Origin of the sequence: Methylobacterium sp. J-001 (genome assembly GCF_022829565.1) — a bacterium.
In the GTDB taxonomy this organism is placed as follows: domain Bacteria; phylum Pseudomonadota; class Alphaproteobacteria; order Rhizobiales; family Beijerinckiaceae; genus Methylobacterium.
In genome coordinates, this window is the sequence record NZ_JAKSYN010000093.1 from 14,339 (window position 1) to 32,885 (window position 18,547).

The 18,547-nt window shown below is 65.7% G+C and carries 17 protein-coding genes; 10 read left to right on the forward strand and 7 right to left on the reverse strand.

The window, feature by feature from the left end:
- Positions 1 to 124: 124 nt before the first annotated feature.
- From MKK65_RS09915 to MKK65_RS09940, 6 genes are all read left to right on the forward strand, one after another.
- Positions 125 to 931 carry an amino acid ABC transporter ATP-binding protein gene (locus MKK65_RS09915; RefSeq protein WP_243957404.1) on the forward strand — a complete coding sequence of 269 codons (807 nt, stop codon included), beginning with the start codon at positions 125 to 127 and terminating at the stop codon, positions 929 to 931.
- Between the two features lie 34 nt (positions 932 to 965).
- The gene (locus MKK65_RS09920) at positions 966 to 1,649 is read left to right on the forward strand and encodes an amino acid ABC transporter permease (protein ID WP_243957406.1); all 684 of its coding nucleotides are present in this window, start codon (positions 966 to 968) and stop codon (positions 1,647 to 1,649) included.
- 68 nt (positions 1,650 to 1,717) lie between these two features.
- Positions 1,718 to 2,515 (forward strand): transporter substrate-binding domain-containing protein, encoded by a 798-nt coding sequence (locus tag MKK65_RS09925; RefSeq protein WP_243957408.1) that lies wholly within the window; start codon positions 1,718 to 1,720, stop codon positions 2,513 to 2,515.
- A 68-nt stretch (positions 2,516 to 2,583) separates the two neighbouring features.
- Complete coding sequence (locus MKK65_RS09930; RefSeq protein WP_243957410.1) at positions 2,584 to 3,264, forward strand: GntR family transcriptional regulator; 681 nt, start codon at positions 2,584 to 2,586, stop codon at positions 3,262 to 3,264.
- Positions 3,265 to 3,280: 16 nt separating this feature from the next.
- A complete protein-coding gene (locus MKK65_RS09935) occupies positions 3,281 to 4,447 on the forward strand; it encodes a M24 family metallopeptidase (RefSeq protein ID WP_243957412.1) in 1,167 nt (388 codons plus the stop codon).
- A gap of 33 nt (positions 4,448 to 4,480) precedes the next feature.
- The gene (locus MKK65_RS09940; RefSeq protein WP_243957414.1) at positions 4,481 to 5,335 is read left to right on the forward strand and encodes a D-amino-acid transaminase; all 855 of its coding nucleotides are present in this window, start codon (positions 4,481 to 4,483) and stop codon (positions 5,333 to 5,335) included.
- 491 nt (positions 5,336 to 5,826) lie between these two features.
- On the opposite strand, the gene MKK65_RS09945 is transcribed toward MKK65_RS09940, so the two are convergent.
- Complete coding sequence (locus MKK65_RS09945) at positions 5,827 to 7,638, reverse strand: sigma 54-interacting transcriptional regulator (protein ID WP_243957415.1); 1,812 nt, start codon at positions 7,636 to 7,638, stop codon at positions 5,827 to 5,829.
- 236 nt (positions 7,639 to 7,874) lie between these two features.
- On the opposite strand from MKK65_RS09945, the gene MKK65_RS09950 reads away from it, so the two are divergent.
- The 4 genes from MKK65_RS09950 (at position 7,875) to cynS (ending at position 11,714) form a co-directional block, all read left to right on the forward strand.
- Entirely contained in the window at positions 7,875 to 9,233 is a 1,359-nt protein-coding gene (locus MKK65_RS09950) for a CmpA/NrtA family ABC transporter substrate-binding protein (protein ID WP_243957416.1), read from the forward strand.
- 2 nt (positions 9,234 to 9,235) lie between these two features.
- Complete coding sequence (ntrB, locus tag MKK65_RS09955; protein WP_243957417.1) at positions 9,236 to 10,075, forward strand: nitrate ABC transporter permease; 840 nt, start codon at positions 9,236 to 9,238, stop codon at positions 10,073 to 10,075.
- A 61-nt stretch (positions 10,076 to 10,136) separates the two neighbouring features.
- Positions 10,137 to 11,039, forward strand: coding sequence for an ABC transporter ATP-binding protein (locus MKK65_RS09960; protein ID WP_243957455.1), 903 nt, complete (start codon positions 10,137 to 10,139; stop codon positions 11,037 to 11,039).
- 186 nt (positions 11,040 to 11,225) lie between these two features.
- The gene (gene cynS / locus MKK65_RS09965; protein WP_243957418.1) at positions 11,226 to 11,714 is read left to right on the forward strand and encodes a cyanase; all 489 of its coding nucleotides are present in this window, start codon (positions 11,226 to 11,228) and stop codon (positions 11,712 to 11,714) included.
- A gap of 517 nt (positions 11,715 to 12,231) precedes the next feature.
- Here the strand turns inward: cynS and MKK65_RS09970 are convergent.
- From MKK65_RS09970 to MKK65_RS09995, 6 genes are all read right to left on the reverse strand, one after another.
- Positions 12,232 to 13,395: a GlxA family transcriptional regulator gene (locus MKK65_RS09970; protein WP_243957421.1), complete on the reverse strand. Its 1,164-nt coding sequence runs from the start codon at positions 13,393 to 13,395 to the stop codon at positions 12,232 to 12,234.
- Between the two features lie 90 nt (positions 13,396 to 13,485).
- Positions 13,486 to 14,205, reverse strand: a complete 720-nt coding sequence (locus MKK65_RS09975; RefSeq protein WP_243957423.1) for an ABC transporter ATP-binding protein — start codon at positions 14,203 to 14,205, stop codon at positions 13,486 to 13,488.
- Positions 14,202 to 14,993 carry an ABC transporter ATP-binding protein gene (locus tag MKK65_RS09980; protein ID WP_243957425.1) on the reverse strand — a complete coding sequence of 264 codons (792 nt, stop codon included), beginning with the start codon at positions 14,991 to 14,993 and terminating at the stop codon, positions 14,202 to 14,204. Before MKK65_RS09980 ends, MKK65_RS09975 begins: the two co-directional genes overlap by 4 nt.
- On the reverse strand, positions 14,990 to 16,216 hold the full coding sequence (locus MKK65_RS09985) for a branched-chain amino acid ABC transporter permease (RefSeq protein WP_243957427.1): 1,227 nt from the start codon (positions 16,214 to 16,216) through the stop codon (positions 14,990 to 14,992). The genes MKK65_RS09980 and MKK65_RS09985 overlap by 4 nt, the downstream gene beginning before the upstream one ends.
- Positions 16,217 to 16,244: 28 nt before the next feature.
- Positions 16,245 to 17,156, reverse strand: a complete 912-nt coding sequence (locus MKK65_RS09990; RefSeq protein WP_091782159.1) for a branched-chain amino acid ABC transporter permease — start codon at positions 17,154 to 17,156, stop codon at positions 16,245 to 16,247.
- Positions 17,157 to 17,179: 23 nt separating this feature from the next.
- Positions 17,180 to 18,346, reverse strand: coding sequence for a branched-chain amino acid ABC transporter substrate-binding protein (locus MKK65_RS09995; protein WP_243957428.1), 1,167 nt, complete (start codon positions 18,344 to 18,346; stop codon positions 17,180 to 17,182).
- Positions 18,347 to 18,547 lie beyond the last annotated feature (201 nt).

Sequence of the window (18,547 nt, forward strand, 5' to 3'; positions counted from 1 at the left end):
TTATCGATCCGATAGTCAAGCAAAACAACGGGATACATTCCTGTTTTTCGATGTATCGCGTCGTATAGATGGCATAAATGCGGCTATTATCTCGGATTAGAATTGAGATCAGTCAGGTCGAACGATGACTCAGGTCGAGACTGTTCTATCGCCGCTCCTGAAGATCAGGAAGCTGCACAAGAGCTATGGCGCCAACGAGGTGCTGAAGGGCATCTCCCTCGACATCCACGAGGGCGAGGTCGTGTCGATCATCGGCGCGAGCGGTTCGGGCAAGAGCACGTTCCTGCGCTGCCTCAACCTCATGGAGACGCCTACCTCCGGCTTCATGGATTTCGAGCGGTTCGCCTTCGACTACGAGGAGGGCGCCCGCCGTCAGCCGACTCCGCAGCAGCTCTGCGAATTGCGGTCGCGGATCGGCATGGTGTTTCAGAGCTACCATCTCTGGCCGCACATGACGGTGCTGGAGAACGTCATCGAGGCGCCGATCCGGGTGCGGCGGATGCCGCGCAGGCAGGCGGTGGCGGAGGCCGAGGCGCTCCTCGAGCGCATCGGCCTCTACGAGAAGCGGCACGCCTACCCGTCGAAGCTCTCGGGCGGGCAGCAGCAGCGCGTGGCGATCGTGCGCGCCCTGGCCATGGCGCCCAAGGTGATGCTGTTCGACGAGGTCACCTCGGCCCTCGATCCCGAACTGGTCGGCGAGGTGCTGGCGCTGATGGGCTCCCTCGCGGCGGACGGGATGACGATGCTGGTCGTCACCCACGAGATGGCCTTCGCCCGGGACGTCGGCACCCGCACCCTGTTCTTCGACGGCGGGGTGATCGCCGAGGACGGCCCGCCCGCGGAGATCATCGGCGCGCCCCGGAGCGAGCGGCTGCGCCAGTTCCTCCGCCGCGTGCTGCACGAGCCGGCCGGGCTCGGGCAACCGGCATGAGTCGCCTTGGAGCCATCATGGAGTTCGGACGGCGATGAGCGGCACGGCATGGCAGGACTGGTGGCAGACCGTCGCGGAGGAGTTCTTCACCTACGGCCCCGGTTTCATTTCGGCGACGCTGGTCGTGCTCGGCGTGACGGTGGCAAGCATCCTGGTCAGCTGGGTCTGCGGCCTGCTTGGGGCGCTGGGCAAGCGCTCCACCTTCGCGGCCTTCCGGGCGCTTGCGAGCTTCTACGTCTGGTTCATCCGCGGCACGCCGACCCTGATCCAAGTCTTCATCGTCTATTTCGGCATGCCGCAGATCGGCGTGAAGCTATCCCCGGTCACCGCCGGCATCATCGCGCTCGGCGTCAGCAGCGGTGCCTACGTGGCCGAGACCATCCGCGCCGGCCTTGCGGCGATCCCCCGGGGTCAGATCGAGTCGGCGCTCGCGCTCGGCATGAACCCGCGGATCATGATGGTCCGGATCGTCCTGCCGCAGGTCTTCCGCATGATCCTGCCCTCGCTGACCAACGAAGCGATCTCGGCGGTCAAGAACACCTCGCTCCTGTCGACGATCACGGTGGTCGAGTTGACGCTCTACGCGCAGCTGATGATCGCCACGACGTTCCGCCCGTTCGATTTCTACATCGCGGCGGCGCTGATCTACCTTGGCCTGACGTCGATCCTGTCACAACTCTCTGCCTATTTCGAGCGGCGCTACGCCCGCCTGTCGTGACCTTCCCCCCGCCGCGGTACGGGCCGCGGCCGACACCTTCTGCCCCCTCGCCCGTACCGGAGATCGCCATGAACCGCCGCCACCTCCTCGCCCTCGCCGCCCTCTGCACCGGCCTTCTCGCCGCCCCGTCAGTCCGGGCGGCCGACGGCAAGCTGGAGTTGATCGAGCCCGGCAAGCTGATCGTGGCCACTGACAGCACCTTCGCGCCCTTCAGCATGCGCACGCCGAGCGGCGAACTCGACGGGCTGGAAGTCCGGGTGATGCGCGAGATCTGCCGACGGATCGGGCTCGAATACAACCCCGTCAACATCAAGTTCGACGCCTTGCTCGTGGGCCTGATGGCCGACCAATACGACATCACCAGCGAGTCGATGGACATCACCCCCACCCGGCAGAAGCAGGTCGCCTTCGCGGACGGGTGGCTCGAGTCCGGTGCGCGGATCGTCACCCGCAAGGATACCGGGATCAAGGGACCGGAGGACCTCAAGGGCCGCAATGTCGGCGCCCTCTCGGCCTCGACCTTCGGCAAGCTCGCCGAAGAGCACGGCGCCAACCTCAAGAGCTACAAGACCGCCGCGGACGCCATGCAGGACCTCGTCGGCGGCAACATCGATGCGGTGATCAACGACGCGGTAGCCGGCAACTACGCGATTAAGGCGCGCAAGCTGCCGCTGGTGATGATCGAGACCCCGCTCAGCACCATCCAGAAGGGTTTCGCGATCAAGAAGGGCAAGCCGAATCTGCACGCTGCCGTCAACAAGGCGCTGGCCGAGATGGTCTCCGACGGGACCTACGCCAAACTGCTCACCCCCCTGATCGGCTACGACCCGGCGCCGAAGGAGCCGATCAAGACGCCCGCGATGTGAGCGGATAGGGGAAGGCGCAACAAGAAATGAGCGGGGGCGGCCCGGTGGGCCGTCCCGGGAGGAAGCCAATGAAAACCCTCGACGCCTCGTCCTACACGACCGCGCTCGGCGCCCGTCGGGAGCAGAGCCTCGGCCAGATGGCCTATGACAGGCTGCTCGACATGCTCGTGCGGCGTGATCTTCCCGCCGGGACCGTGCTGCACGAGCGCCGCCTCGCGGAACTCCTCGACATCTCGCGCACGCCGACCCGTGAGGCGATGTCACGCCTGGAGACCGAGGGGCTGGTCGAGCGACAGCCCGGCGGGATGCTCGTCGTGAAGGAGTTCTCCCTCCGCGAACTGATCGAGATCCTGCATGTCCGCCGCCTGCTGGAGCGGGAGAGCGTGATGCTCGCCACCGGCCGGATTCCCGATGCCGCGTTGGCGGATTTGGAGCAGCTCAGCGAGGCGTTGCTCGCGGCGGGCGATCCCGATGCGCCGGGCAACTGGGAGGTCGACCGCCGTTTCCACGAATTGATCGCCGACAGCAGCCGCAACGCGATCCTCGCCAAGACGATTAAGGACCTGCGGCTCAAGACGCAGATGTTCAACCTGAGCCGGATGCCAGAGCGGTTCGAGGCGGTGCATCGCGAGCACCTCGCGGTCGTTGCAGCCCTGCGAGCCGGGGACGGGGCGGCGGCGGCGGATGCCATCGCGGCCCACCTCGAGAACTTCAAGCAGGGCATCATCCGCCGCCTGAGCGAGTTCTGAGGCGGGGGCCCAAGCCATGCACGAGTTTGCCCACCTGCGTGGCTGCGAGGCTGCCTTCCCGCTGGAAGAATTCGCCGTCCGGCAGGCGGCGGCCCGGGCCGCGATCGCCGCCGCCGGCCACGAGGCACTGGTGGTGACCGGCCCAGAGACGATCTACTGGCTGACCGGCCGCCAGACTGCTGGCTACTTCGCCTTCCAGGCCCTCCTCGTTCCTGCCGAGGGCGAGCTCTCCCTGCTGGTGCGCCAACTCGAACTGCCTGGAGCGACGGCCAATACCTGGCTCGACGACATCCAGGCTTACCCGGACGGGACCGACCCGGCCGACGCCCTGGCGGTTCTGGTGCGGCGGCGCGGCTTCGTCCGCCCGGCGATGGAGCGGGACGGCTGGTTCGTCTCGGCCGCCCTCGCTGCGCGGATCGGCACGGCGCTCGGCACCGACCCGTTGCCCGATGGATCGGGGCTCCTTGGGCCCCTGCGCATCGTGAAGTCGGCGGCCGAACTTCAGGCAATCCGGGAGGCCGCCCGTTACGCCCAGGCCGGGCTCGCCGCCGGCGTCGCCGCCTGCGGCGCAGGTGCCGATGAGAACGCCGTCGCCGCGGCCATGCTCGCCGCCGCGACGACGGCCGGCTCCGAGGCAATGGCAATGGAGCCCTTGGTCTCGTCAGGGCCCCGTAGCGGGCTGCCGCACATGACGTGGCGTCGGCGCCGCCTGGAATTGGGGGATGCCGTGTTCCTCGAACTCGCGGGCAGCCATGCGCGCTACCACGCGGCGCTGATGCGCAGTGTCTGGATCGGCGCGCCGCCGGTCGAGGCGCAGCGAATGATGGACTGCGCCCTGCGCGCGCTGGACGCGGCTATCAGCGCGATCCGGCCCGGCCGACCCTGTTCCGCGCCGCACGAGGCGGCCCAGGCCGTCATCGACGCGGCGGGCTATGGCCCGGCCTTCCGCAAGCGCATCGGCTACTCGATGGGGATCGCCTTCGCTCCGGATTGGGGAGAGGGCAGCCTGCTGAGCCTGTTCACCGAGATCGACCGGCCGATTGAGCCAGGCATGGTGTTCCACCTGCCCGCGACCCTGCGCTGCTACGGGTTCTGGACGGTCGGCGCTTCCGAGACCGTGATCGTGACGCCGCACGGCGCCGAACCCCTTTCCGATCTGCCCCGCGCCCTGACGCTGCGGTGAGGCGAGACTCATTCCGACAACAAGGATCGCGCGATGCCCCGGACCGTCTACCTCAACGGCGACTGGCTACCGGAGACCGAGGCGAAGGTCTCGATCTTCGACCGCGGTTTCCTGTTCGCCGACGCGATCTACGAGGTGACGGCGGTGATCGGTGGCCGTCTGATCGACTATTACGGCCACGCCGCACGACTGCAGCGCTCCATGGCCGAGCTCGGTATTTCCTGTCCCCTCGAACCCGAGGCGCTACTGGTCATTCATCAGGAGATTGTGCGCCGCAACGACCTTCGCGAAGGTCTCATCTACCTCCAAATCTCCCGCGGAGTGGCCGACCGTGATTTCGCCTATCCGACCGGAGTCGATCCTACCTTGGTCCTGTTCACGCAGTCCAAGCCAGTCTTGGAGAACCCCCGCGTGGCCACAGGAATTACGATCGCCCTCCTGCCGGACCAACGCTGGGCCCGGCGCGACATCAGGACGTTACAGCTCCTGCCAGCCTCTATGGCCAAGATAGAAGCGGTTCGGCGGGGCGCCGACGACGCATGGCTCGTCGAGAACGGCTTTATCACCGAGGGGAGTGAGGCCACAGCGCATATTGTGACCCGGGACGGGACCTTGGTGACCCGGGGCCTCTCGAGCGCTTTGCTCCACGGCATCACCCGCGCTAGCCTCCTCGACATCGCCCACTCCGAAGGCATCCCCGTGGAGGAAAGGGCCTTCACCCCCGATGAGGCGAAAGCCGCCGCGGAGGCCTTCATCAGTTCGGCCACGAACTTCGTTCTGCCGGTCACGCGGATCGACGACACGCCGGTGGGCGACGGCCGAGCCGGACCGATCTCTAGGCAGCTGCGGGAAAGATATCTGGAGATCCGACTGGCCGATGCGATCTAACTCGTCTCAGCAAACGATGATGTCGACGTCTCCTTCGACGACTCCTCGATTTGAGAGCGGTCGTTCCGCTTTCGGCCAGATCCAGTCCCATAGGTAGGTTCGTTGAATGTCCGGGGTGGTTGGAATGTAGATAATCTGCTTCTGGACGGCGATACATCAAAGCGGGCGTTGCCGCTACGCCCGCTCATGACCTTCGCGGACTCTGGAAATGGCCGCTTGAAGGTCGTCTGATAGGCGAGGACATGCAAACAAAACGGGTCATCCTATACCAGATTGCTATTGGGGTATAGCAAGAAAAATGCAGAACTTCATCTTGAGAACAAGGTAAATAAGGCTGTCTGCTGCAAATATGACAATAATCACAATTCGATATCCGGATCGATGAAGTATTTGCAATAAAATATTGTTATTACGCCAGAATCAGTACAATTATGGTTTTTTGCAATGATAAATTGATTTTTAAGATTTGCAGAGACTTAGTCATTTATCCTTCATTGTTTAAGTCCGTGCATCTTTATGCGCGAAGCCAGGGTCGTCGGCCGTAGGCCGAGCAGTTCGGCCGCGCCGCCCGGGCCGAACACCTTGCCGCCGGTGAGCGCCAGGGCGGCGGCGATCTCGGCGCGGTCGCGCGCCCGGCGATCAACCTCCGTCAGCGGCCGGTCGGCGGGCAGCGCGGGCGGCGCGGCCTCCGCCCGGCCCGGGGGCTCGGTCTCGGGCAGATCGAAGCGCAGCCGGCCGCGCACGGCCAGGATGGCGGCGCGCTCGATGACGTTCTCAAGCTCGCGCACGTTGCCGGGCCAGGCGTAGCGCGCGAGGCGGCGGGCGTCGCCTTCGGTCAGACGCGGCTCGGGGATGTTGAGGCGGCGGGCGGCACCCTTGAGGAAGTGTTGGGCGATCAGCGCGATGTCCTCGGGGCGCTCGCGCAGCGGACTTGCGGCTAGCGGGAAGACGTTGAGGCGGAAATACAGGTCCTCTCGGAACCGCCCGCGGCGCACCTCCTCCTTGAGGTTGCGGTTGGTCGCGGCCACGAGCCGGATGTCCACGGCACGGGTGCGCTCCTCGCCGACGCGCTCGAACGAGCGCTCCTGCAGCACCCGCAGCAGCTTGCCCTGCAGGTCGAGGGGGATCTCGCCGACCTCGTCGAGGAACAGCGTGCCGCCGTCGGCGAGTTCGAAGCGCCCGACGCGATCGCGCAGCGCACCGGTGAACGCGCCGCGGGCGTGGCCGAAGAACTCGCTCTCGAACAGTTCGCGTGGCACCGCCGCGCAGTTCACGCGGATCAGCGGGCGGTCGCGCCTGCGGCTCGCCTCGTGGATCGCGCGGGCGATCAGCTCCTTACCGGTGCCCGATTCGCCGGTGATCAGCACGGTGGCGTCGGTGCCGGCCACGAGGTCGATCTGGCGCAACGTCGCCTCAATGGCCGGCGAGCGACCGATGATGCCCTGGTGGTGGCTCTCCAGCCTAATTTCCTCCTTTAGGTAGGCGTTCTCCAACTCCAGCCGCTCGCGCAGGGAATCGACCTCGGCGAGCGCGCTACGCAGCCGCTCCTCGGCCTCGCGCCGCTGGCTGATGTCGCGGAACACGATCACCGCGCCCAGCAGCCGCCCGCGGTCGCGGATCGGCGTCGACGTGTACTCGACGGGAAATGCCGTACCGTCCTTGCGCCAAAAGACCTCGCTGTCGACTTGATGCACCGCCCCGTCGCGGAAAGCCGCGTAGATCGGGCAATCGTGGTGGTGGTACTGCGCCCCGTCGGGGTGGGTGTGGTGTACGGTGGTGTGCATGTCCTTTCCGACGAGGTCGGTGGCGAGCCAGCCGAGCATGCGTTCGGCGGCAGGGTTGATGAAGGTCGTCACCCCGTCGGCGTTGACCCCGTAGATGCCTTCGCCGGCAGCCCGCAGGATCAGCTGGTTCTCGCGCTCGATGTCGCGGAAGATCCGCTCCATCCGCTGCCATTCGGCGATGCCGGCGCGCATGTGCTGGTCGGCCTGCCCGTCGATCACCCGGCGGCGGCGGGCGTCGAGGTCGAACAGCGTCACGAGGAGCTGGCCGTCGCCGAGCGGGCTCGCGGCGTATTCGAGACGCAGGCTCTTCCCATCCGCGTGACGGGGGATGAGAGACTGCGACCACCATTGCCCCTTGGCTAGTGCCCCTTGCGTGAACACGATCAGCGCCGGCAACTGACCCGGGTGCAGAGCGCTCGCAGCCATGGCCCGCAGCACCACGCGGTCGTAACCGAGCAGTCGCACCGCGGCCGGGTTGGCATCGACGATCCGGTCACCCACCGGATCGAGAACCAGCATCGGCTCCCGGTGCTGCTCAAAGACCGGTCCGAGGTCATGGCCTGTTTCATTCGCCAAATCAGCAGCTCCGACTACGAAAAATCGTTATTACGCTACGAGATCTAAGACTACACGAGATTTCGTGATTCGTACGAACAACGCCAACGCTTTGAATTGAAAAGGCTTTCGCGAATTTATGGTGCTGGCACACCGCTTGCGCAGATGGGGCATAGCATCACCGTCTGCGCGAGGACCCCATGGCCCTGTTCGACAATCCCTTCGACGCGAAGCGGCGCCTGTCGCAAGGCGGCTGCACCTGCGGCGAGCATGCGAGCCAGGCGGCGCACGAAGCCTCGCTCTCCGGCGATGCCGAGATCCAGCGGGTGGTGGACGGCGCGTTGATACGCGCGCTGTTCCCTCAGGATGCCCAACGCCGGGCCTTCCTGCGCAGCGTCGGCGCGGCGACCGCGATGGCGGCCGTGGCCCAGTTCTTCCCGACGAAGTTCGCCGCCGAGGCCTTCGCTGCTGCGGGCGTGCCCGAGAAAAAGGACCTCAAGGTCGGCTTCATCCCGATCACCTGCGCCACGCCGATCATCATGGCGAAACCGATGGGCTTCTACGAGAAGCAGGGCCTGAACGTCGATGTCGTGAAAACCGCCGGCTGGGCGGTGATCCGCGACAAGACCCTGAACAAGGAATACGACGCCGCGCACATGCTGGCGCCGATGCCGCTCGCGATCTCGCTCGGCGTCGGCTCGAACCCAACGCCGTACACGGCGGCCGCGATAGAGAACGTGAACGGCCAGGCGATCACGCTGGCTATAAAGCACAAGGACCGTCGAGATCCGAAGAACTGGAAGGGCTTCAAGCTCGCAGTGCCGTTCGACTACTCGATGCACAACTACCTGCTGCGCTACTACCTCGCGGAAGCCGGCATCGACCCTGACACCGACGTGCAGATCCGTGCCGTGCCACCGCCGGACATGGTCGCCAACCTCCGCGCCGACAACATCGACGGCTTCCTAGCGCCCGATCCGGTGAACCAGCGAGCGGTCTACGACGGCGTCGGCTTCATCCACATCCTGTCGAAGGACATCTGGGACCGACACCCGTGCTGCGCCTTCGCGGCCTCGAACGACTTCATCACCCAGACTCCGAACACCTACGCCGCTTTGCTCCGCGCGATCATCGAGGCCACCGCCTATGCCTCCAAGGCGGAGAACCGCAAGGAGATCGCCGCGCAGATCGCACCGGCGAACTACCTCAACCAACCGGTGACGGTGGTGGAGCAGGTGCTGACCGGCACCTTCGCCGACGGCCTCGGTAACGTGAAGAAGGTGCCCGATCGAGTCGATTTCGATCCGTTCCCATGGTCATCCTTCGCCATCTGGATCATGACGCAGATGCAGCGCTGGGGTCAGGTGAAGGGCGAGGTCGACTACAAGGCCGTTGCCGACAAGGTTTTCCTCGCTACAGACGCCGCCAAGCTGATGAAGCAAGAAGGTCAGACCCCGCCAACCGCGACCAGCAAGACCTTCGTGGTAATGGGCAAGACCTTCGATCCGGACAAGCCGAAGGACTACCTCGAATCGTTCAAGATCCAGAAGGCCGGCTGATCATGTCCCGCGGACTTCCCTTGCGCGCAGCCCTGCTGTCGTTCTCGCTCCTCGTCGGTTTCTTGCTGATCTGGCAAGTCGCTGTCAGCGGGGTCAGCAAGACCCAGGTCATGGACCCCGAATACGCCGCTCTGATGGGGCAGGCCGCCACCACCGGCAAGTCGGCGATGCCGGGGCCGCTCGATGTCTGCACCACGATCTGGAGGCATCTCAAGGACCCGTTCTATGACCGCGGTCCCAACGACAAGGGGCTCGGCATCCAACTTGCCTACTCGATCGGTCGCGTGGCGCTCGGTTACCTGCTCGCGGTGATCGTCGCGATCCCGGTAGGCTTCCTCATCGGCATGTCGCCCCTGATGGGGCGGGCGCTCGACCCGTTCATCCAGCTCCTCAAGCCGGTCTCGCCGCTCGCATGGATGCCGCTCGCACTCTACACGATCAAGGATTCCGGGCTCTCGGCGATCTTCGTAATCTTCATCTGCTCGCTCTGGCCGATGCTGATCAATACCGCCTTCGGCGTCTCGGGCACGCGCAAGGAATGGCTGAACGTCGCGCGGACCTTGGAAGTCGGGCCGATCCGCCGCGCTTTTACCGTCATTCTGCCGGCAGCCGCTCCGACGATCCTCACCGGCATGCGGATCTCCATCGGCATCGCGTGGCTGGTGATCGTCGCCGCCGAGATGCTCGTGGGCGGTACCGGCATCGGTTACTTTGTCTGGAACGAGTGGAATAACCTCTCAATCAACAACGTGATCGTCTCGATCCTGGTGATCGGCCTCGTCGGTATGATCCTGGACCAGCTGCTCGCCCGCGCCCAGCGTCTCGTAACTTTTCCGGAGTGAAGCGATGAGCATCATTCCCTTCCAGCGCTCCGCGAGCGCCGTCGCCGCGGGAACCCGCACCATGTCCGACGACAAATTTATCTCGATCGAGGGGATCGCCCGGCGCTACCCGGCGCCCGGCGGCAAGACCTCGACTGTGTTCGAGGACCTATGGCTGCCAATGCGGCGGGGCGAGTTCGTGTGCATGATCGGGCACTCGGGCTGCGGTAAGACAACGGTGCTCAACATACTCGCCGGCCTGGAGGCGCCGACCGAGGGCGTGGTGATCGCGGCGGGCGAGGCGATCGAGGGCACCAGCCTCGACCGCGCGGTGATCTTCCAGGGCCACGCCTTGCTGCCGTGGCGGACGGTACTCGGCAACGTCGCCTACGCGGTGGCCTCGCGCTGGCGCAACGCCTCGAAGGCCGAGGTCGAGGAGCGCGCACGGAAGGCCATCGCGACGGTGGGTCTGGCCGGTTCCGAGCACAAGCGTCCCTCCGAACTCTCAGGCGGCATGAAGCAGCGCGTCGGCATCGCCCGGGCGTTGTCGATCGAGCCGAAGATCCTGCTGATGGACGAGCCCTTCTCGGCGCTCGACGCGCTCACCCGCGGCACCTTGCAGGACGAGGTGCGCCGGATCTGCGTCGAGACCGGGCAGACCGTGTTCATGATCACCCACGACGTGGACGAGGCGATCTACCTCGCCGACCGGATCGTACTCATGACGAATGGGCCGGAGGCGAAGGTCGCCGAGATCGTCGAGAACCCTCTGCCGAAAGACCGCGACCGCACGCAGCTCCACCACGCGCCGGGCTACTACGCCCTGCGCAACCACCTAATCGACTTCCTCGTGACGCGCTCTAAGACCCTGCGCGACGCGATGCCGGCGGATTACGACCCGCGCCACCCGCCCGTCGTGCGGCCCGCGCTCAGCGATGCGGATGCCGCGGCGATCACGGCCGAGCCACCCGCCCGCCGGGCCTGACCCACGCCAGCTTACCCCTTCCGGTCCACGGGCACAAAACCGCGCTGCCCCTCAACGGCCTGGGCCCGGGACCGCGCTCTCACGTGAAGCGGGACGGGAACAGGCGCTTCGTCGCGCCTTGGCCGTCCGATGCTGACCTCAGAAACGCGTCGCTCCACCGGGGCGGCTCCAAGCCGGAGAGAACCTATGAAGCGTGAAGACCTCACCGAGAAGCTCCTCGACATTAAGCGCGAGAAGGGCTGGAGCTGGGCCCATATCCACGAGGCGATCGGCGGCCTCTCGCCGTTCCTGATCACCGCGGCCTGCATGGGCCAGATGAAGTTGCCGAAGGCCCAGGCCAAGCGGGCGGCCGAGCTCTTCGGCCTCACCGTCGCGGAGGAGCGGATGCTGAACGAGGCGCCCTATCGCGGCTCGATCCCGTCCATGCCGCCCACCGACCCGCTGATCTACCGGTTCTACGAGCTGGTGATGGTCTACGGCACCACCTTCAAGGAGCTGATCCAGGAGGAATTCGGCGACGGCATCATGTCGGCGATCGACTTCAACATGGACATGGCCCGGGAGGCCAACAACAAGGGCGACCGGGTGAAGCTGACCATGTCGGGCAAGTTCCTACCGTACAAGTATTATGGCAACGACGATGACACGCCGGAATACGGCTTCAAGGAGGGGTGAGGCTCAGTCCCGGCCGGCCCAGACTTAATGGCCGGCCGGGATCGAATCTGATGAGGGATCCTCTTCTAGTCTTCGGCGAACCTCGACGAGTGGGATCGATAGGAGGGTGTCTGCTTCTACAGAAGAGCCTCTCAGGAGCGGACGGGCCGCTTACGGCCAACCTACGCCATGCCGGATCGCCGATGGGCGCAAAACCGGTCGTTCCGCTTTGCGCCCATCCCGGCCATTCGCTCGCTTTCCGCGGCGTCTCCTAAGCAGACTTGAGCTCACCATGAGCTACCGTTCTCGCCGCCGTACTTCGGCCTGTCCCGTGGTCAGCGGAAAGTCGGAGGCGGTCATGCCGATCCGCAGCACGCGCTGCGCCCAAGCGGAGTTGCTCAGGCTCACCAGGGGGGCGCAGGACAGGATCGCAGATTGCCACTGCAGCGCCGTCCGCATGTCGGGACCTTGATTGTGTGCCGACGTCGGATGCGCCGGCGGCGACCCCGTCCAGCCAATCGCCAGCCCCGCCTGGGGGCTACTGGGCGTAGGGACGCCGCTCACAGCTCAGGAACCGATCGATCCCGAGAACCCCGGCCGGTTCGTCGTTTAGGTAACGGTGGAAATCGCCCTGGCTGTCGGGAGATCCGGCAAACGCCCGCAGGCTGTCCCACTCCTCCGACGCCTGCGCCGAACTTTGGCTGTCACCCCGACGCATGGTCGATGGCGAACATCCGAAGCTGCGACGGAACAGGCGGTTGAAGTGGGATACGTCCGAGAACCCGCATTCCGTGGCGACCTCCGTGATGGTCTGCGGCGAGTTCGCCAGGAGCCAGCGTCCATAGAGGACGCGAAGGTCTCGTGAGTATTCCTGGACGCTCTTGCCGACGAGCTTGCGGAAGACCCGTTCGAGCTGTCGCTTCGACAGTCCCACGGTTTGCGCGATCTTCTCGACCCGCTGAGGCGTGCTGAGATTCTGCTCGATCAGCAGCATCGCCCGGCGGACCCGGTTGTCCTCGACGATCCCGGCGCTCGGCGGCTGGGGCTGAGCCCCGGCTGCGGGACGAGCCCGGTCGGTGACCATAATATGCAAGCTCTTCTGAGCATGTCCCGGACCAAGGTGCCGGTCGATGAGCCAAGCCCCGAGATCCAGGCTGGCGAGACCGCCCGCGCAGGTGATGAACGGGCCATCCTCCACGAAGAGTTGGTCCGCAACTGGGATCACATCGTCATGCCGCGCGACGAGATCGGTGAAGTGGTACCAACTAACGCAGCAGCGGCGGCCGCGCATCAGCCCCGCCTCGGCCAGGGCGATGCCGCCGGTGCAGATGCCGATGAGGCGCACCCCGGCAGAATGGGCCTCTCGCATGAAGGCGAGGGTCCGGGAGTTGTATGGCTCCCGGTCAAGCAGCCCGCCAACGACGACGATGTAATCGAACCGGGTCGGATCGGAGAACGTCTCCCAAGGCTTCACCTGGATCCCGCAACTCGACGTCACCGGCTCCAGGTCCGGGGCCAGCAAGCTCCATGAGCAGCGCTCGGGTCGGCTGCGATCCCCCTCGTCCGCGGAGAGGCGCAGGATGTCGATCAGGGTCGAGAAGGCCACGAGGGTGAAGTGGGGCAGCAACACGAAACCGAGCGACAGCTTGCGACGGCTCGCCGCCTGCAGGGGTGTGGTCGGCTTTGTCCGGGGTGTGGTCATGCCATCCGGTGCGTTTGCCCGGACTGTGATCCGGTCGGCCTCCTGCTGCAAGAGGCGGACCAGGGGCGAGCGAACAGCGGGACGCTGGCGTCAGTTCACAGCGCCGAAATAGGCCCGTTGTAGTTCGGGGTCGTCCCGCAGCGTCGCGGAGGAGCCCTGCGCCACGATGCGCCCGCCGGATAGGACATAGCCGTAATGGGCGATCGCTAGGGTCTGGTTCACGTTCTGCTCGACGAGCAGGACCGTGACGCCTGTCGCATTGATTCGGGCGATCACATTGAAGTTCTCTTGCACGAAGAGCGGCGACAGCCCCAGCGAGGGCTCGTCGATCACGAGGAGCTTCGGATCGGTCATCAGCCCCCGGCCGATCGACACCATGGCCTGCTCGCCGCCGGACATCGTCCCGGCGAGCTGACGTGCCCGTTCCGCGAGACGCGGGAAGACGGCATGCACGCCGTCGAGCCGACGCCGGATCTCCCGCTCGGACGACACGCGGTAGGCGCCGAGCCGCAGGTTCTCCTCGACGGTCATCTTGGAAAAGATCCGCCGGCCCTCGGGAATGCAGCCGATCCCGAGGCTGACCACATCGTGCGTCTGCATCCCGTCGAGTTTGCGCCCATCGAAGGAAATGGAGCCCCGGTGCGGCGGTGTGAGACGCAGGATCGAACGGATCAGCGTGGTCTTGCCGGCGCCGTTTGAGCCAAGGATGCAGGTGATCCGCCCAGGGGCCACCTCGAGGGTGATGTCGTCGAGGACATCGACACGGTCGTAGGTGGTGAAGACGCCGTCGATGGTCAGGCGCGCGGTCATGAATGCCCCAGATAGGCTTCGCGGACGGTCGGGTCGGCGGCCACTTCGCGGAAGCGGCCCTCGCAGATCTTGCGGCCGTAGTTGAGGACGACGCAGCGGTCGGTGATGCGCTCGATCAATCCCATCTCGTGTTCGACGATGATAACGGTCAGATCGCCACGGCTGCGCTGCACGTCGAGGATTTCGTCGATGAGCTGGTTGGTCTCGTCGTGGGTCATGCCGGCGGAGGGCTCGTCGAGGAGCAGGATTTTCGGCCGTCCGATGAGGGCCCGGCAGATCTCGACCCGGCGGCGGTCGATCATGCCGAGGGCGACTGCCGGCTCGTCGAGACGCTGGGCGAGGTCCGGGTTGAACAACCGGGCTAGATCCCGTGCCTCCTCGGCGAGGGCCGCGACAGTCCGCGCCAGAGTGCGGCGGCGCAGAAGATTGTCGATCACACCTTGCGGTAGACGCTCTTGTGCGCCGAGCGCGATGTTGTCGAAGACGGAGAGCGGCAGGCACAGACGCGAACGCTGGAAGGTCCGGGCGAGACCGAGCCCGGCGAGCGCGTGGGCGGGCTCGCGGGTGATGTCGCGGCCATCGAGGACGATGGTGCCGGCCGCCGCCGGGTAGATGCCGCTCGTCACGTTGAAGAAGGTGGTCTTGCCCGAGCCGTTCGGGCCGATCAGACCCAACACCTCGCCGCGCCGGACCGTCAGGTCAAGGGCGTTGAGGGCAAAGAGGCCGCCGAAGCGGACGGACAGGCCCTTCGCCTCCAGGATCGCGGGGGCTGCCGCCGGGACGCTCATGCCCGACGCCCCGCGACGAGGGTCCGGGTACGGCGGGGCAACAGGCCGCCGGGGCTGAGGACGAGGACGAGGATCACCAGTACCGCGAAGAGCAGAAGCCGGTATTCCTGGATGAATTGCAGCTTCTCCGGCAGCAGGACGACGATCAGCGCGGCCGGCAGTACCCCCCAGCGGTTGCCAATCCCGCCTAGGATGACGATCGACACCATCATCAGCGAGTCGCCGAGGGTGAAATTGTTGGGGGCGATGAATCCGGTCATCTTGGCGTAGATCGCCCCGGCCATCCCGGCGAGCACGTTACCCAGGGTGAAGGCGAGGATCTTCCAGCGGGCGATCCGCAGGCCGAAGACCTGGGCGGCGACCTCGTCGAGCCGCACTGCGTCGAGACGGACGCCGATCCACGATCGATCGAGGAGACCGACGAGCGCCAGGGCCGCCGCGGTGAGGGCGAGGCAGAGCAGGACGTAGTTGGCGTAGAACGAGAACGTCATGCCGAACAGGCTGAGGTCGTTCGAGAAGTCCCAGCCGAACAACGTGATCGGCGCGAGCTTCAAACCTTGCGGTCCGCCGAGCATCTCGTTGGCGTCGAGGAAGACGTTGAACATCACGCCGAAGGCCAGGGTCGTCAGGGCGGCGTAGTGGCCTCGTGTCCGCAGGAGCGGCAGGACAAGGAGCGAGCCGATCGCGACGGCGACGGCGCCCCCGAGCAGGATGCCCGCGAGGTCCGGGATGGCGATTCCCTCGGCCTGGCCGAGGGCCGCTGCGGTATAGCCACCGCAGCCGAGGAAGGCCGCGGCGCAGAAATTCGAGAGGCCGGCATAGCCGAGCTGGATAGTCAGACCGAGACACACCGTGGCGTAGATCAGCACCGTCGCCAGCATCAGGAGGCCGAAATTGTCATCGCGCAGCACGACGAGGATGCCGAGGCAGGCCGCTACCAGCACGAGCCGCGTCGGCCAGGGATGACCGGCGGCGCCGCGCTCCACGGCGGCGATCACCCGGAACCGGGCGGCGGCGAACCACGCAATCCCGCAGGCCACCAGCGTCGAGAGGACGAGCCTCTGGTCCTCCGCATGGACCAGGAAGGCGACCGCCCCGGCACAGGCGGCCACGACGGCCGCGAAGACCGCGAAATCCGAAGTCCGCCGGGCTCTCACCCCGGCCGCCATTGACAGTGCGTCCCGGGGGACCTCGTCTTGGGTGGAGCGGTGGCGCATCAGCATCGGTACGTCATCCGGGCGGGAGGAAAGGTCAGACGCGCTCGCTGGCGCGCTCGGCCAGCAGCCCGGTGGGGCGCCACGTGATCAGGGCGATGACGGCGACGAACGCGACGACGTTCTTGTATTCGCTGAAGGCCGGCAGGGCGGCGACGACCGCCGTTTGGAGGCCGGCGAAGAGGTAGCCCCCGAGGATCGCCCCCCAGAGATTGCCGAGGCCGCCCACGATGGCCGCACTGAAGCCGATCACCGCGATCAACAGGCCCATGCCGTAGTTGATCTCGCTATAGTACAGGCCGGAGATCACCCCCGCGAAGCCCGCCGTCGCCGAACCGAGAGCGAAAGTCAGGGGGACGACACGGAAGAAGTTGACGCCCATCGTTCGGGCGGTTTCCTGATCCTCCGCCACCGCCCGCATCGCGAGCCCGAAGCGGGTGCGGTTGATGATGTGGTGGACGAGGGCGATGAGCAGGAGCCCGGCCACGATCAGGATCAGCCCGTCGTAGCGGACGAAGACACCACCGACGGTCGCCCCCCCAGGTGGCAGCAGGGCGGGGAAGCGCTGCGAATTGGTGCCGTTGGGGAAGAACAGCCGGATCGCCTCGCGGATCACGGTGCCGACCATCATCGTCATCAGCAGCAGGTTAAGAGGCGGGGCGGAGCGCAGGGGCAGGATCAGGAGGCGGGAGATCCCGGCGCCGAGGAGCGCGGCGAGACCTACGGCCGTCGAGACGGCGGCCAGGATCTGCACGCTCGTCGGCAGCCCTGCGGCGGCGGCGGCAGTCGCCGCGACCAGGGCGCCGAAGGCCCCGAACGTCATCACGTCCCCATGGGAGAACTTGATGACGTTCATCACACCGAAGAAGATCGTGAACCCCATCGCCACGAGGCCGTAGATCGTCCCCTGCATGAGCCCGTTGAGGACGTACTGGCCGATCGCGCTCACCGCATGTCTCCGATCGCTCGGTCTCAGCGGTGCAGTAACTTGCGCTTGCCGCTCGCGTACTCGCTGTCCTCCCAGACCACCCACTTTCCGTCCTGCACCACGTACTTCGTGGTGAGCGGCGTGATGTTCTGGCCGTGGTCGTCGAAGGTGATCGGCCCGACGATCGAGGGCACGTCCTTCACGTCACCGAGCGCCGCGGTGATCTTCGCCCGGTCAGGCCCCACCGCCTCGATCTGCTGCATCAGCAGGTGGGTGGCGATGTAGGCGAAGGGGCCGTAGGCCTCCGGCGGCTCCCGGTAGCCCGCCGCCTTGTAGTTTTCAGTGAAGGCCGCGCCGCCGGGCATCTTGGAGAGGGGCGGCGAATCGAAGAAGGTCACGGTGCCTTCGGCGAGATCCGGCCCGACGGCGTTGATGAACGCATCGCCCATGATCCCCGAATTGCCTTCGAGCTGCGCCTTGATGCCGAGCTTGTCCATTTGGGTCCGCAAGCGCGTTCCCAGCGGCGTAAGGCCGCCGAAATATATCACCTCTGGATTAAGCTCCTTGATCTTCGTCAGTTCGGCGCTGAGATCCTGTTGATCGGGCGCGACCGCGAAGTTTCCGAGAATGGTTCCACCATTTTCCTTGGTGAAATCGGTGAAATATTTGTTCATCGACTTGCCGTAATCGGTCGAGTCGGCGAATGAGACGAAGGTTTTGTAACCATTTTCCTTCATAAACTGCGCACCGACCCGGTTTTGGCCGATCAGGATGCCGCTCACCCGGTGGATTTCTGGGTACTTGTGGGCATAGGTGATTTCGGGCAGCACAGCCGCCCACACCACCATCGGCAGCTTGAAGCGGTGGAACACATCGACGGTGGCAATAGCGGTGGCCGAGCAGTAGTGCGGCACCGCCGCCGCGATGCTCCGGTCTGACCCGAGCTTTGTCACGACCTGCACGCCGACGTTCGGCTTACACTCATCATCCTGGACGACGAGTTCGTACTGGTAGGTGTGGGCCGGATCGGCGTTGAACAGCTTCACGGCAAGTTCGGCAGAGTTGCGGGCACCGATTCCGTGCGGAGAGTTCGGGCCGGTGAGGGGACCGACGAACGCGATCTTCACCGTGTCCTTGGCCTCGGCCCATCCTGGAATGAGAAGTGTGCCCGCCGCCGCCACCGCGAGGCACCGCCGCATGATCCGACCCATTCCGCCTCTCCGTCTGAATTCGAGGGCAGACTAGGCAGCGCGGCCATAAGCAGACTAGCACGCAAGCGCGCTGGCCCCTGAACGGATGCGCCATCGGTGCCACCGTGGAGCGAGGCGCGTGCGTACCGATGCGATGACGGAAACGTCCTAGCTGTCGTGCGACAGAAGGGTCGATCAAGGACGACCCAAACCCCGGAAGCC